The sequence below is a fragment of the Streptomyces sp. NPDC041784 genome (genome assembly GCF_055591025.1).
Window position 1 is genome coordinate 265,329 of the sequence record NZ_JBVJAB010000002.1, and the last position, 15,321, is coordinate 280,649.

A 15,321-nucleotide genomic window follows, 5' to 3' on the forward strand; every position below is an offset into this window, starting at 1 on the left:
GCGAACTTTTGCGAGTTCGCCTGCTCTTTCGTCTTACTGGTCAGTAATCTGATCGCCCGTGACCAGTCGATACAGATCATCCGAAAGCGCCGGCGCCCCTTCCGAGCGCCCCAACTCGCTGTCGCCGCGCCGCCGTACGGTCGTCAAGGCCGCGGCCGCCACCGCCGTACTGGCCGGCCCGCTCGCCGCCGCCTTCCCCGCCCGGGCCGCCGAAGCCCCCGCGTTCCTGCACGGCCTCGCCTCCGGCGACCCCCTGCCCGACGGCGTCCTGCTGTGGACGCGGGTCACGCCCACCGCCGAGGCGACCCCCGGCTCCGGGCTCGGCCCGGACACCCAGGTCGACTGGGTCGTCGCCCGGGACAAGGCGCTGACGAACATCGTGGCGAAGGGCTCCATCACCGCGACCGCCGCCTCCGACCACACCGTGAAGGCCGACGTCCGCGGCCTCGCCCCGGCCACCGACTACTGGTTCCGCTTCTCCTCGGGCGGCACCGACTCCCCGGTGGCGCGCACCCGCACCGCGCCGGCGGCGGACGCGGCCGTCACGGGCCTGCGCTTCGGCGTGGTCTCCTGCGCCAACTGGGAAGCCGGTTACTTCTCCTCGTACCGCCACCTCGCCGCCCGCGGCGACCTGGACGCCTGGCTGCACCTCGGCGACTACATCTACGAGTACGGCACCGGCCAGTACGGCACGCGCGGCACCGTCGTACGGCAGACCTCGCCCGCCCACGAGATCCTCACGCTCGCCGACTACCGCACCCGGCACGGCAAGTACAAGACCGACCCGGACCTCCAGGCCCTGCACGCCAAGGCGCCGGTCGTCGCGATCTGGGACGACCACGAGATAGCCAACGACGCCTGGTCGGGCGGCGCGGAGAACCACACCGAGGGCGCCGAGGGCACCTGGGCGGCCCGTCAGGCGGCCGCCAAGCAGGCCTACTTCGAGTGGATGCCGGTCCGCCCGGCGATCGCCGGCACCACCTACCGGCGACTGCGCTTCGGCAAGCTGGCCGACCTCTCCCTGCTGGACCTGCGCTCCTTCCGCTCCCAGCAGGTCGGCGTCGGCAACGGCACCGTCGACGACCCGGACCGCACGCTCACCGGCCGCGCCCAGCTCGACTGGCTGAAGGCCGGGCTGAAGTCCTCCGACACCACCTGGCGGCTGGTCGGCAACTCGGTGATGATCTCGCCGTTCGCCATAGGTTCGCTCTCCGCGGACCTGTTCAAGCCGCTCGCCAAGCTGCTCGGCCTGCCCCAGGAGGGCATCGCCCTCAACACCGACCAGTGGGACGGCTACACCGACGACCGCCGCGAACTCCTGGCCCATCTGCGCTCGAACGCCATCGGCAACACCGTCTTCCTGACCGGTGACATCCACATGGCGTGGGCCAACGACGTGCCCGTGGACGCCGGGACGTACCCGCTGTCCGCCTCGGCCGCCACGGAGTTCGTGGTCACCTCGGTGACCTCCGACAACCTCGACGACATGGTGAAGGTCCCCGAGGGCACCCTCACCGCGATCGCCTCCCCGCTCATCCGGGCCGCGAACCGGCATGTGCACTGGGTGGACACGGACCGCCACGGCTACGGCGTGCTGGACATCACCGCCGCCCGCGCGCAGATGGACTACTACGTGGTGTCCGACCGCACCAAGGCCACCGCGACCTCCTCCTGGTACCGCTCGTACCGCACGCGCAGCGGCACGCAGAAGGTGGAGCGCACCTACGACCCGGTCTAGGCTCGCGTCCGAGCCGGTCTAGAGCGTGTCGAGGAAGCCGAGGGCCACCCGCCAGGTGGCCTCGGCGGCCTCCTCGTCGTAGTCCGGCAGGCCGGGGTCGGTGTACAGGTGACCGGCGCCCGCGTACCGGTAGATCTCCACGTCGGCGCCCGCTCTGCCCATCTGGAGGTACCAGGCGCTCAGCCAGTCGTCCGTCTCGAACGGGTCCGGCTCGGCCACGTGCAGCTGCACCGGCAGCCCGTCCACCGAGACGTTCGGCGCGAGGTCGGAGGTGCCGTGCAGGAGCAGCAGGCCGCGCGCCTTGGCGTCGCCGAGGGCGAGCGTCTGCGCGATCGACGCGCCCAGCGAGAACCCGGCGTACACCAGCCCTCGTTCCGAATAGGGCGCGGCGGCCAGCACGGCTCTTCTCAGCAACTCGTCCTTGCCGACCTGCGTGTTGTGGGCCATGCCCTCCTCGACCGTGTCGAACGTGCGCCCCTCGAAGAGGTCGGGCGTCCACACCTCGTGCCCGGCGGCGCGCAGCCGGTCCGCCGCGTCGCGCACCGCGGGCCGCAGGCCGAAGGTCGAGTGAAAGAGCATGATGTTCATGCGCCCATGGTGCCAGCCGGCACTGACAACGCCGTGCGCACGTCTCTGCACAGAACTCACATGTTCAGGACCCCGCCGTCCCGGTTACGTTCGTTGGCATGGAGAATCTGCTCCGACCCGTGATCGTGGTCGGCGGCTCGGTCGTGCTGACACTGCTCATCGGCTGGGCCACCGACCTTCTGCTGCGCAAGGCCGACGCCCGGCACGGTGAGACCCCCTTGTGGGGTCTGCTGCGGCGCGGCCGGATCCCGTACCAACTGGTGCTGTGCGCGGCCCTGCTGAGAGGCTCGTACGACCAGGCGCAGCTGCTGGAGGACCACCGTGTCGGCATCGGCCGGACGCTCACCCTGGTGCTGATCGGCTCGGCGGCCTGGCTGGTGATCCGGATCGCGGCCGCGGTCGTCGAGACCACGTACTCCCGCTATGCGCGCGCCCACCGCGACCCCGCCCGGGTGCGGCGGGTGCGGACCCAGGTGTCGCTGATCATGCGGGTGGTGGCGGCCGTCGTCGGGGTGGTGGCGGTGGCGGCGATGCTGCTGACGTTCCCGGCCATGCGGGCGGCGGGCGCCTCGCTGCTGGCCTCGGCCGGCATCCTCGGCATCGTCGCCGGTGTGGCCGCCCAGTCGACGCTCAGCAACATGTTCGCCGGGCTCCAGATCGCCTTCGGCGACATGGTGCGCATCGGCGACACGGTCGTGGTGGACGGCGAGTGGGGCACGGTCGAGGAGATCACCCTGACCTTCCTGACGGTCCGGACGTGGGACGAGCGCCGGATCACCATGCCGGTGTCGTACTTCACGTCGAAGCCGTTCGAGAACTGGTCGCGGGGCACCCCGCAGATGACCGGCATCGTCTACTGGCACGTGGACCACACCGCCCCGGTGGAGGCGATGCGCGAGAAGCTGCGCGACATCCTGCGCGCGTGCCCGGCCTGGGACGGCCGCGCCTGCGGTCTGGACGTGACGGACACCACTCCCAACACCATGCAGGTGCGGGCCCTGGTGACGGCGAAGGACGCCGACGACATCTGGAAGGTGCGGGTCACGGTCCGCGAGGAGATGATCCGCTGGCTGGCCAAGGAGCACCCGTACGCGCTCCCGCGGGTCAACACGGCGGACGCGGCGCTGCCCCCGGGCCGGGTCCCCGGCCCGTCGTCCTCCCCCGACGGGGCGCCCCGCCGCGCCCACGAGCCGCCGCGGGCGGGCCGCTGACCGGTGCGCCCGAAGGAGGGGGGCGGTTCACCGAAGGCTGGGGTGGGGAGCGGTTCACCGAAGGCTGAGGCGGGGGCGGCTCACCGAAAGCTGGGGCAGGGGGCGGCTCACCGCAGGCTGCGGACGTCCAGCTGCCGCAGCACCCGGTCCACCACCTCCGGATCCGCCCCCGCCTCGCTCCGCGCCGCCAGCACCTCGTGCCGCGCCGCGCTCAGCATCTCCCCCTGGATCCGCCGCACCCGCTTCAGCCTCCGCACCCGCTGCTCGTGCCCCTCCCGCCGCTCCTCCTCGCCCATCTCGGGACTGATCCGCACCCCGATCTCGAAGGCCCGCCGCAGCATCTGCTCGGACAGTTCCTCCGGCAGTTCCTCCGCCGCCTCGATCTCCCGCAGCCTCCGCTTCGCCGCCTTCGCCGCCCGCACCGCCAGCTCCCGCTCGAACTCCTTCTCCCGCTCGGTGTCGGCCCGCACCCCCAGCCGCCTCACCAGCCACGGCAGCGTCAGCCCCTGCACCACCAGCGTCCCCATGATCACCCCGAAGGCGATGAAGACGATCTCGTCCCGGTCGGGAAACGGATCCCCCGCGTCCGTCCGCAGCGGAATCGCGAGCGCCAGCGCCACCGACACCACCCCGCGCATCCCCGACCACCACATGATCACGGTCTCCCGCCAGCTCATCGGGATGTCCTCGTAGTCCCGCCGCGCGTGCAGCCGTTTCGTCAGCCAGGTCGCAGGCAGCAGCCACACCAGCCGTACGAGGACCACCACGACCAGCACGATCCCCGCCCAGCCGAGCATCTCGCCCCACCGCCCGGACGCCGTACGGATCGCGTTGTGCAGCTCCAGGCCGATGAGTCCGAACGCGACCCCCGTCACGAGCGTGTCGACGATGTCCCAGAAGGCGTGCCCGGCGAGCCGGGTCAGCACGTCGTCGGGGTCGGTCGCGTACTCCGCGAGGAAGAGCGCGCACATCAGCACGGCCAGCACACCCGACCCGTGCAACTCCTCGGCCAGCACGTACGCCGCGTACGGCACCAGCAGGGTGAGCCCGATCTGAAGGGTCGCGTCCCCGAGCAGATCGAGCACTCTGTTGGCGCCCCACCCGAGCCCGACGCCCACGGCGACCGCGACCACGGCGGACAGCACCAGTTCGAGCGCGGCCTCGCCGGCCGCGAACTCCCCGCTGACGACGGCGGCGATCGCCACGTGGTACAGCACGATGGCGGTGACGTCGTTGAACAGCCCCTCGCCCTCAAGGATGGAGACGAGCCGGCGGGGCAGCCCCAGCTGCCCGGCGACGGCGGTCGCGGCCACCGGGTCGGGCGGCGCGACCAGGGCGCCCAGCGCGACGGCCGCGGCCAGGGGCAGCCCGGGCACCACCGCGTGCGCGACGGCGGCCACGCAGACCGTCGTGACGAACACCAGCGCCACGGCCAGCAGGAAGATCGGCCGTTTGTTGGCCGTGAACTGCCGCCACGAGGTGCGCCGTACGGCCGCGTAGAGCAGCGGCGGCAGCACCAGCGGCAGGATCAGGTCGGGCGGGATGTCCACGTTGGGCACGAATTCGAGCACCGCGAGGACGATCCCCAGCAGGGTCATCAGCACCGGGGACGGCAGCCCGAAGCGGTCCCCGACCGGGACGCTCACCACGGCCCCGAGCAACAGCACGAACAACAGGGCCAGCTGGTCCACGGGCGGCGCTCCGGGCGTCTAGACGATCAAGAACATCCAGCCGTCCAGCGTCGCATGCCTCACCACCCCTGGAGCGAACGCCGCATGGAGCGGTGCGGAATCCCCGCCTCCAGGTCCTCCGGGCCGTACGCCTCGTACCCCAGCCGCTCGTAGAAGCCGAGCGCCTGGGTCTGCGCGTGCAGGTCCACCGCCGCGAGGCCACGCGCGCGTGCCGCCTCCTCGATGGCCCGCACCAGCGCGACCCCGACGCCGAGACCGCGCGCCTCGCGTGTCACGGCGAGCCGCCCGAGCGACCCGACCGCCGGATCCCCACCGGTCTTCGCCGCGGCCACCTCGGGGCCGTACAGCAGCCGCCCGGTGCCCAGCGGTACGCCGTCCTCCCGCACCGCCAGCACGTGCAGCGCTCCGGCGTCGTACGCGTCGTACTCCAGGTCCTCGGGGACGCCCTGCTCGGCGACGAAGACCTCCTTGCGCACCGCGAAGCACAGCTCCAGGGCGGCGGGGTCCTCGGCCACCCGGACCGAGTACGCGCGTGTGCCGCTCATCCGTACGTCTCCTCGCGGACCTGGTCCAGGGCCTTCTGGAGGTCGGCCGGGTAGTCGCTGGCGAACTCCGCCCACTGCCCGTCGCCGGGGTGCTCGAAGCCCAGCCGCACCGCGTGCAGCCACTGGCGGGTCAGCCGCAGACGCTTGGCGAGCGTCGGGTCGGCACCGTAGGTGAGGTCACCGACGCAGGGGTGGCGGTGGGCGGCCATGTGGACGCGGATCTGGTGCGTACGGCCCGTCTCCAGCTTCACGTCCAGCAGGGAGGCCGCGCGGAACGCCTCGATCAGGTCGTAGTGCGTGACGGACGGCTTGCCCTCGGCCGTGACGGCCCACTTGTAGTCGTGGTTCGGGTGCCGGCCGATGGGGGCGTCGATGGTGCCGCTGGTCGGGTCCGGGTGGCCCTGGACGAGCGTGTGGTAGCGCTTGTCGACCGTGCGCTCCTTGAACTGGCGCTTGAGCGAGGTGTACGCCCGCTCCGACTTGGCGACCACCATCAGGCCGGAGGTGCCGACGTCGAGACGGTGCACGATGCCCTGGCGCTCGGCGGCACCGGAGGTGGAGATGCGGTAGCCGGCGGCCGCCAGACCGCCGATGACGGTCGGGCCGCTCCAGCCGGGCGACGGGTGCGCCGCCACGCCGACCGGCTTGACGATCACGACCACGTCCTCGTCGTCGTGCACGATCTCCATGCCCTCGACCGGCTCGGCGACGATCTGCACGGGCGCGGGGGCTTGCGGCATCTCGACCTCCAGCCAGGCCCCGCCGCTCACCCGCTCGGATTTGCCGACCACCGAGCCGTCGACCGAGACCTTCCCCGCCGCGGCGAGCTCCGCGGCCTTCGTACGGGAGAAGCCGAACATGCGGGAGATGGCGGCGTCGACGCGCTCGCCCTCCAGGCCGTCCGGCACGGGCAGGGTACGGATCTCGGGAATCGTGCTCACTCGTCGAGTATGCCGGACGCCTGCGACAACGCCGTCAACAAGCCCCTCAGTCCTTGTGGACGGTCCCGTCGGGGTCGAGGCCCTTGAAGGACAGCAGCACGATCAGGATGCCGCCGCAGACGATCGCCGAGTCCGCGAGGTTGAAGACCGCGAAGTGCTTCGGCGCGATGAAGTCCACCACCGCGCCCTCGAACACCCCCGGCGAACGGAAGATCCGGTCGGTGAGGTTGCCCAGCGCGCCGCCCAGCAGCAGCCCCAGCGCGATCGCCCAGGGCAGGCTGTACAGCTTGCGGGCCAGCCGCGCGATCACCACGATCACCGCCGCCGCGATCACCGTGAAGATGATCGTGAAGGCCTCGCCGAAGCCGAAGGCCGCGCCCGCGTTGCGGATGGCCTCGAACCGCAGCCAGTCCCCGATGACCTCGATCGGCGGATGGTGCTCCAGCTTGGCGACCACGATCATCTTGCTGATCAGGTCGAGGGCGTACGCGAACGCGGCCACCGCGAACAGCACGGCGATCCGGCGCCTGCCCCGGGGCCGTGCCTCGGCGGCCTGCCGGCCGTCCGCGCCGGACGACTGCTCCGGCTCGGCCCCTGCCGCGTCTGGAGTGTCCGGCGTACCGATGATGCGCTCCGCCTCTGCCACGTGAGTCCCTCAACCTAGGTACCTGACTGAGGACGAGGGTACGACACGCCTCCCGACCCCGGCGCGATCAGTACCGCCGCTCCTGCTTCTGCTTGCACTCGACACACAGCGTGGCCCGGGGGAAGGCCTGCATCCTGGCCTTGCCGATGGGCTTGCCGCAGTTCTCGCACAGGCCGTAGGTGCCCGCGTCCAGCCGCTCCAGGGCGTGCTCGGTCTGGATCAGCATCTCGCGCGCGTTGGCGGCCAGCGCCAGCTCGTGCTCCCGGGTGATGTTCTTCGTCCCGGTGTCCGCCTGGTCGTCCCCGGCGCCGTCCCCCGAGTCCCGCATCAGGCCCACGAGAGCGGTCTCGGACGAGGCCAGCTCCGTGCGCAGCCGTTCCTGCTCGGACTGCAGTTCGGCGCGGGCCTCCTCGACCTCCTCAGGAGTCCAGGGCTCCTCACCGGGGCGCACCGCGAGGTCGCCGGGCTCCACCGCGGCGAGGCGTGCTTTGGGAACGGCGGTCTTCGCCGCCGTGGCCGTGCCAGGAGTCTTCTTCGCAACCACTGTCGTGGCTCCCGTCTGCTCCGCGGCCGAGGCCGCGCCCACCTTCTTGGCCGTGCTCTTCCTTCCCGCCCTCGTCGCGGCCACGCCCTCGGCGCGGCCTGCGTTCCCGGTGACGGCGACCTTCTTGGCCGCCGCCTTCTCGGCGAGCGTCTTCTTGGCCGCCGCCTTCTTCGCGACGGCCTTCTTCGCGACCGCCTTCTTGGCGGCTGACTTGGCGGCCGACTTGGCGGCCGACTTGGCGGCCGACTTGGCGGCCGACTTCCTTGGCACCGGCGTGGCCGCCGGCTTCTCGGACGCGGTGTCCTTGGCCTCGGTGTCCTTGGCCGCCGATTTCCCGGCCGCCGCCTTCTTGGCGGTCGCGTTCTTGCCGGCGGCCTTCTTGGCAGGCGTTTTCACCGCTGCCGGCTTTCCGGCCGTCGGTTCATCGGCCGCCACGTCCGTGGCCGCGGCCTTCCTGGCAGCCGTCTCCTTGGCAGCCGCCTTCTTGCCGACGGTCTCCTTGGCCACAGCCGCAGCCTCTTTGGCAGCGCTCTTCTTCGCCGCGCTCTTCTTGCCGGCGCCCTTCTTCCCGGCGCCCTTCTCGGAACCGCCTTTCTCAGCGGCAGCCTTCTTGCCGGCCGTCTTCTTCACAGCCGCCGTCTTGCCGACCGCCATCTCAGCCACCGCCTCCCGGGCCACTCCCTCCCGATCCACCGCATTCCTGGCCACGGCCTCACTGCCCACCCCCTCCAGATCCGCCCCGTCCCTGGCCGTCCCGTCCCTGGCCACCACGTTCCTGGCCACCGCGTTCCTGGATCCGACCTCCTCCGACCCGCCCTTCAAGGAGTCCCCGCCCGCCGCCGCCCGCTCGGCCCGCGCCGGGGCGGCACGCGCGGCGCCCCCACCCCGACCGTTCTTCCTCCCGCCCACAGCCTTGGCGTCCGTGGCCCCACCACCGCCGAAGGCAGCCGTGGACCGACCGGACGCCGGCTGCTGTACGGCGGTCTTTTTCGCCACCATGGCCGCGGCCCCTTCACATACTGTGATCTTGCGCGCGAATCGTGCTGGGACGATAAATCGACTCGAGGCCCGCGGCAACGGGGCACACCGCCCGAATCGCCCGCCTCGCTCGCGCCACGCGGCAAGCCTGCCTGCGTTGTGCCCAGCTCCCCGCGGGGTAATCCGTCGAGCCGACCGCCCCGGAAGCCGAACACGAGTTCCCTCCGGATCCACCACCAATCGGGTCATCCCGGACCCGTCCGCACCCCGCCCACGAGGGCCCGGTAAACCGGTCGGCCACTGTCGGCCCGGCGCCGTACACTGGGCGGAGCGAAAAGCTTGGATGGGGACGAGTAGCGGCGTACGCAGCCCAGAGCGACCCGGGGACGGTGGAAGCCCGGGGGCGAGCGCGACGTGAAGATCACCCCGGAGCCGCCGGAAGAAAGCCCTGGAAGGGTCGGTAGAACCGGCATCGCGCCCCCAATGAGCGGGCTCACCGGCGCGTACGGCGCACCGGAGGGCCAAGGAGGGTGGTACCGCGGGAGCGCGCCGCACACGGCGTAGACAGGCAAGACGGCTCTCGTCCCTCCGACGGAAGGCAGTACGTCCGCCGGAGGAAGATCGATGACGCAGTACCGCCAGGTGCCCGCCCAGGTCGACCTGCCCGCCCTCGAGCACGCCGTGCTCGACTTCTGGCGCGAGCAGAAGATCTTTGCCAAGAGCCTGGAGCAGTCCGAGGGCCGCCCCGAGTGGGTGTTCTACGAGGGCCCGCCCACCGCGAACGGCATGCCCGGCGCGCACCACATCGAGGCACGCGTCTTCAAGGACGTCTTCCCCCGCTTCCGCACCATGCGCGGCTACCACGTGGCCCGCAAGGCCGGCTGGGACTGCCACGGCCTCCCCGTGGAGCTGGCGGTCGAGAAGGAGCTGGGCTTCTCCGGCAAGAAGGACATCGAGGCGTACGGCATCGCCGACTTCAACGCCCGGTGCCGCGAGTCCGTGCTGCGCCACACCGACGCCTTCTCCGAGCTGACGACCCGCATGGGCTATTGGGTCGACCTCGACGACGCCTACGTCACGATGGACCCCGAGTACATCGAGTCGGTCTGGTGGTCGCTCAAGGAGATCTTCAACAAGGGGCTGCTGGTCCAGGACCACCGCGTCGCCCCCTGGTGCCCCCGCTGCGGCACCGGCCTCTCCGACCACGAGCTGGCCCAGGGCTACGAGACGGTCGTCGACCCGTCCGTGTACGTCCGTTTCCCGCTCACCTCCGGTCCGCTCGCCGGCCAGGCCGCTCTCCTGGTCTGGACGACGACCCCCTGGACCCTGGTCTCCAACACGGCCGTGGCCGCGCACCCCGAGGTCACCTACGTCGTCGCGACCGACGGCGAGGAGAAGCTCGTCGTCGCCGAGCCGCTGCTCGCCAAGGCGCTCGGCGAGGGCTGGGAGACCACCGGCCAGACCTTCACCGGCGCCGAGATGGAGCGCTGGTCCTATCAACGTCCGTTCGAGCTCGTGGAGTTCCCGGCCGACGTCGAGACGCACTACGTCGTCAACGCCGATTACGTCACCACCGAGGACGGCACGGGTCTGGTCCACCAGTCCCCCGCCTTCGGTGAGGACGACCTCAAGGTCTGCCGCTCCTACGGCCTGCCCGTGGTCAACCCGGTCCGCCCGGACGGCGCCTTCGAGGAGTCCGTCCCGATGGTCGGCGGCGTCTTCTTCAAGAAGGCGGACGAAAAGCTGACCGAGGACCTCCAGCAGCGCGGCCTCCTCTTCCGGCACATCCCGTACGAGCACAGCTACCCGCACTGCTGGCGCTGCCACACCGCGCTCCTCTACTACGCGCAGCCCTCCTGGTACATCCGCACGACGGCCGTCAAGGACCGTCTCCTCCAGGAGAACGAGAAGACCAACTGGTTCCCGGACACGGTCAAGCACGGCCGCTTCGGCGACTGGCTGAACAACAACATCGACTGGGCGCTGTCCCGCAGCCGCTACTGGGGCACCCCGCTGCCGATCTGGCGCTGCGAGGACGACCACCTCACCGTCGTCGGCTCCCGCGCGGAACTGACCGAGCTGACCGGCACCGACCAGTCCGAGCTGGACCCGCACCGCCCGTTCATCGACGACGTCACCTTCGCGTGCCCCCAGTGCGCGAAGACGGCCACGCGCGTGCCCGAGGTCATCGACGCCTGGTACGACTCGGGTTCCATGCCGTTCGCGCAGTGGGGCTACCCGTACAAGAACAAGGAACTGTTCGAGTCCCGCTACCCGGCGCAGTTCATCTCCGAGGCCATCGACCAGACCCGCGGCTGGTTCTACACGCTGATGGCGGTCGGCACCCTGGTCTTCGACAAGTCGTCGTACGAGAACGTGGTCTGCCTGGGCCACATCCTCGCCGAGGACGGCCGCAAGATGTCCAAGCACCTGGGCAACATCCTGCAGCCGATCCCGCTGATGGACCAGCACGGCGCCGACGCGGTCCGCTGGTTCATGGCGGCCGGCGGCTCCCCGTGGGCGGCCCGCAGGGTGGGCCACGGCACCATCCAGGAGGTCGTCCGCAAGACGCTCCTCACGTACTGGAACACGGTCGCCTTCCAGGCCCTGTACGCCCGTACGTCCGGCTGGGCGCCGTCCGAGGCCGACCCGGCCCCGGCCGACCGCCCGCTCCTGGACCGCTGGCTGCTCTCCGAGCTGCACGCGCTCACCGACCAGGTGACGCAGTCCTTGGAGGCGTACGACACCCAGCGCGCCGGCAAGCTCCTCTCGGCGTTCGTCGACGACCTGTCCAACTGGTACGTCCGGCGCTCCCGCCGCCGCTTCTGGCAGGGCGACAAGGCCGCGCTGCGCACCCTGCACGAGGTCGTGGAGACGGTCACCAAGCTGATGGCCCCGCTGACCCCGTTCATCACCGAGCGGGTCTGGCAGGACCTGATCGTGCCGGTCGCCCCGGGCGCCCCGGAGTCCGTGCATCTGTCGTCCTGGCCGGAGGCGGACCTCTCCGCGATCGACCCGGAGCTGTCGCGGCAGATGGTCCTGGTCCGCCGCCTGGTGGAGCTGGGCCGCGCCACGCGCGCGGAGTCGGGCGTGAAGACCCGCCAGCCGCTCAGCCGCGCGCTGATCGCGGCCACCGGCTTCGACACCCTCTCCCCGGAGCTGCACACGCAGATCACGGAGGAGCTGAACGTCGAGTCGCTGGCGTCCCTCTCCGAGGTGGGCGGGTCGCTGGTCGACACCACCGCCAAGGCCAACTTCCGCGCCCTGGGCAAGCGGTTCGGCAAGCGCGTCCAGGACGTGGCGAAGGCCGTGGCGAACGCCGACGCGGCCGCGCTCTCTCTCGCCCTGCGCGAGGGCACGGCGTCGGTGGAGGTCGACGGCGAGACGATCACCCTCGCCCCCGACGAGGTGATCATCACGGAGACCCCGCGCGAGGGCTGGTCGGTCGCCTCCGACTCCGGCGCGACGGTCGCCCTCGACCTGGAGATCACCGAGGAGCTGCGCCGCGCGGGCCTCGCCCGTGACGCGATCCGCCTGATCCAGGAGGCCCGCAAGAACAGCGGCCTCGATGTCGCCGACCGCATCGCGCTCCGCTGGAGCGCGACCGACCCGGCCACCGTCGACGCCCTGACCGGTCACTCCGCCCTGATCGCCGACGAGGTCCTCGCCACGGACTTCGCCCAGGGCGAGGCGGACGACACCTACGGCACCCCGTTCTCGGACGAGGGCCTGACGCTGACCTTCCGCCTGCGCAAGGCGTAGGTCCCGGCGCCACAAGGGCCCGGCTCCCCCAGGGGGGCCGGGCCCTTCGCCTTGTCCGCCGACCGCGTCACCGCCGTCACCGCTGTCACTGTCGTCACTGCTGTCACTATCGTCACCGACTGTCACTGTCGTCACTGCCGTCACCGCCGTAGACACCGTCACCGTCGTCAACACGCGTAAAAAGGGCGGGACCCCGGATCGATATCCGGGGCCCGCCCTTTGAACGCTGCCGACGCCTAAGGCGTACTACTGGCCGTCAGTTGTCGTCCTCGTCGATGAGGAAACCGCGCATCGGCGAGGGAGCCTGGCCCATCGGGGAGGGACCCTGCGGACGCACCGGCGCCATCGGCTGAGTCATGGCCGGAGACATCTGCTGCTGACCGCCGTAGGACGGCGCGGCCGGGCTCGGAGCACCCATGCCCGGCGCACCGGCACCGTAGGACGGGGCGCTCGCGCCGGCCGGAGCCATGGAAGGCGCCGGGGACGGCGGCAGGGAGGGCGCTGCCGGGCTGCGCGGCGGGGCGAGGGAGTCGTCGGCCTGGGTCTCCAGCTGACGCAGCTGGGACTCGAGGTACGACTTCAGGCGCGTACGGTACTCGCGCTCGAAGCCGCGCAGGTCCTCGACCTTGCGCTCCAGCGTAGCGCGGGCGGACTCCAGGGAGCCCATGGCGACGCGGTGCTTCTCCTGCGCGTCCCGCTCCAGGGCGTCGGCCTTGGCACGGGCGTCCCGCTCAAGACCCTCGGCGCGGCTGCGAGCCTCACCGACGATCTTGTTGGCCTCGGAACGGGCCTCGGCGATCGCCTGGTCGGCGGTCTGCTGGGCCAGCGAGAGGACACGGGCGGCGCTGTCGCCACCGGGGCCCTGACCGGGGCCGCCCATCGGACCGCCGCCACCCATGGGACCACCCATGGGGCCGCCCATCGGGCCACCCATCTGCTGCTGCATCGGAGGCTGACCGCCCATGGGGCCCTGACCCATCGGACCCTGACCCATGGGGCCCTGACCCATCGGACCCTGGCCCATCGGACCCTGACCCATCGGGCCGGGACCCTGCGGACCACCCTGGCCGCCACCGGGACCGGCAGGCAGCTGCGGGGCACCGCTCGGCAGCTGGGGCGGGCCACCCATGGGGCCACCCATCTGCTGCTGCGGCGGGCCCGATATGCCGGCGGGAACCGGAGCGCCCGGACCGCGCATGCCCTGCTGGGGCATCCCCTGCTGCGGCATGCCCTGCTGAGGCATCCCCTGCTGCGGCATGCCCTGCGGGGGCATACCCTGCTGAGGCATCCCCTGCTGCATACCGCCCTGCTGCTGGTCCTGCTCCGGCGGCTTGCGCATGTTCTGCTGGTTCTGGGCAGCAGCGCGCGTGGCCGCGGCCAGTTTGGCGCGCAGGTCCTCGTTCTCGCGGAGCAGTCGGGTCAGTTCGGCTTCGACCTCATCGAGGAAGGCATCGACCTCGTCCTCGTCATAGCCTTCTCGGAGGCGGACGGTCGTGAACTGCTTGTTCCGCACGTCCTCGGGGGTCAACGGCATCTCTTCACCTCAACGTAGTCGTCGGCATCGGCAAGACGGTAGTTCACATCGCTCACAGCCGGCTCACGATCGAGATCAGGATGTAGACGATGATCATCAGTACGAAGAAGGACAGGTCGAGCGCCACGCCCCCGAGACGCAACGGCGGAATGACCCGCCGTAGAAGCTTGAGCGGTGGATCGGTGACAGTGTAGGTGGCCTCCAGAACGACCACCATCGCCTTGCCGGGTTGCCACGAGCGGGCGAACTGGAAGACGTAGTCCATGACCAACCGGAAGATGAGCACCAGAAGGAACACCATCAGCGCGATGCGAACGACATCCAGGACCACGCTCATGTTCGGTGCTTCCCTCTCCCCTGTTTCCTGCTGCTCTGTACTGCTTGTTCCGGTCGTGCGTCTCAGCTCTGGTTGAAGAACCCGCCCTCTGCGATGCGGGCCTTGTCCTCCGCCGTGACATCGACGTTAGCAGGCGACAACAGGAACACCTTCTGCGTCACCCGCTCGATGCTGCCGTGAAGACCAAACACCAAACCGGCAGCAAAGTCGACAAGTCGCTTCGCGTCTGTGTCATCCATCTCAGTCAGATTCATGATCACCGGGGTGCCCTCACGGAAGTGTTCCCCGATGGTACGGGCCTCGTTGTAGGTCCGGGGGTGGAGCGTGGTGATCCGGTACGGCTCTCGTTCCGACACGACCTTGGGCATGATCACCGGTGCGTTCTTCTCCAGGGACTGACGTTCTTGTGTGATGGACGCCACGGGCGCGATGCGCGCCGGACGCCCGGATTCCGCGATGGGCGAAGCGGAGCGAGCCACCGGCTCACGTGGTGCCGGTGGCTGCACGATACGCACCTCTTCGTCCCTTTGGGACTGATGTGCTCCGTGCGACTGGTGGGACGGCTCGTGTCGCCGGTGGTCCCGCTCGGGTTCCGGGTCGAGCTCGGGTTCGAAGTCGTCATCGGGGTCGAAACCCCGGCCGTCGTAACCATCGTCCTCCACGAGGCCGAGGTAGACCGCCATCTTGCGCATCGCGCCGGCCATGCTCTGAGTCCTCCGCTCTGTGGTGGATCGGCTCTCGACTGCCAAGTCCCGCGATCCACGTGGCCCTTGTGCCCGCCTTTCGGCGGTAATGACCATATTTTC

12 protein-coding genes are annotated in these 15,321 nt (G+C 70.7%); 3 read left to right on the forward strand and 9 right to left on the reverse strand.

The features are described from left to right. The first annotated feature begins 58 nt into the window (after positions 1 to 58). Positions 59 to 1,738, forward strand: coding sequence for an alkaline phosphatase D family protein (locus tag ACZ6D7_RS04875; RefSeq protein WP_469483489.1), 1,680 nt, complete (start codon positions 59 to 61; stop codon positions 1,736 to 1,738). Positions 1,739 to 1,756: 18 nt separating this feature from the next. Here the strand turns inward: ACZ6D7_RS04875 and ACZ6D7_RS04880 are convergent, their stop codons facing one another. Beyond that, on the reverse strand, positions 1,757 to 2,326 hold the full coding sequence (locus ACZ6D7_RS04880; protein ID WP_469483492.1) for a dienelactone hydrolase family protein: 570 nt from the start codon (positions 2,324 to 2,326) through the stop codon (positions 1,757 to 1,759). A gap of 98 nt (positions 2,327 to 2,424) precedes the next feature. On the opposite strand from ACZ6D7_RS04880, the gene ACZ6D7_RS04885 reads away from it, so the two are divergent. After that, complete coding sequence (locus tag ACZ6D7_RS04885; RefSeq protein ID WP_469483493.1) at positions 2,425 to 3,537, forward strand: mechanosensitive ion channel family protein; 1,113 nt, start codon at positions 2,425 to 2,427, stop codon at positions 3,535 to 3,537. Positions 3,538 to 3,644: 107 nt separating this feature from the next. On the opposite strand, the gene ACZ6D7_RS04890 is transcribed toward ACZ6D7_RS04885, so the two are convergent. From ACZ6D7_RS04890 to ACZ6D7_RS04910, 5 genes are all read right to left on the reverse strand, one after another. Beyond that, the gene (locus ACZ6D7_RS04890; RefSeq protein WP_469483495.1) at positions 3,645 to 5,228 is read right to left on the reverse strand and encodes a Na+/H+ antiporter; all 1,584 of its coding nucleotides are present in this window, start codon (positions 5,226 to 5,228) and stop codon (positions 3,645 to 3,647) included. A gap of 59 nt (positions 5,229 to 5,287) precedes the next feature. Next, positions 5,288 to 5,773 (reverse strand): GNAT family N-acetyltransferase, encoded by a 486-nt coding sequence (locus tag ACZ6D7_RS04895; RefSeq protein ID WP_469483497.1) that lies wholly within the window; start codon positions 5,771 to 5,773, stop codon positions 5,288 to 5,290. Next, positions 5,770 to 6,714, reverse strand: a complete 945-nt coding sequence (locus ACZ6D7_RS04900) for an RluA family pseudouridine synthase (protein ID WP_469483499.1) — start codon at positions 6,712 to 6,714, stop codon at positions 5,770 to 5,772. The genes ACZ6D7_RS04895 and ACZ6D7_RS04900 overlap by 4 nt, the downstream gene beginning before the upstream one ends. A 46-nt stretch (positions 6,715 to 6,760) precedes the next feature. Further along, positions 6,761 to 7,360 (reverse strand): signal peptidase II, encoded by a 600-nt coding sequence (lspA, locus tag ACZ6D7_RS04905; protein ID WP_469483500.1) that lies wholly within the window; start codon positions 7,358 to 7,360, stop codon positions 6,761 to 6,763. Positions 7,361 to 7,427: 67 nt separating this feature from the next. Then, entirely contained in the window at positions 7,428 to 8,903 is a 1,476-nt protein-coding gene (locus ACZ6D7_RS04910) for a TraR/DksA family transcriptional regulator (protein ID WP_469483503.1), read from the reverse strand. 603 nt (positions 8,904 to 9,506) lie between these two features. Here ACZ6D7_RS04910 and ileS point away from each other — a divergent pair. Next, positions 9,507 to 12,644 (forward strand): isoleucine--tRNA ligase, encoded by a 3,138-nt coding sequence (gene ileS, locus ACZ6D7_RS04915; protein WP_469483505.1) that lies wholly within the window; start codon positions 9,507 to 9,509, stop codon positions 12,642 to 12,644. Between the two features lie 256 nt (positions 12,645 to 12,900). On the opposite strand, the gene ACZ6D7_RS04920 is transcribed toward ileS, so the two are convergent. From ACZ6D7_RS04920 to ACZ6D7_RS04930, 3 genes are all read right to left on the reverse strand, one after another. Continuing rightward, positions 12,901 to 14,178 carry a DivIVA domain-containing protein gene (locus tag ACZ6D7_RS04920; protein ID WP_469483507.1) on the reverse strand — a complete coding sequence of 426 codons (1,278 nt, stop codon included), beginning with the start codon at positions 14,176 to 14,178 and terminating at the stop codon, positions 12,901 to 12,903. A gap of 52 nt (positions 14,179 to 14,230) precedes the next feature. Further along, positions 14,231 to 14,515, reverse strand: a complete 285-nt coding sequence (locus ACZ6D7_RS04925; RefSeq protein ID WP_030794121.1) for a YggT family protein — start codon at positions 14,513 to 14,515, stop codon at positions 14,231 to 14,233. A 62-nt stretch (positions 14,516 to 14,577) separates the two neighbouring features. Beyond that, entirely contained in the window at positions 14,578 to 15,219 is a 642-nt protein-coding gene (locus ACZ6D7_RS04930) for a cell division protein SepF (protein WP_469483509.1), read from the reverse strand. Positions 15,220 to 15,321: the final 102 nt, after the last annotated feature.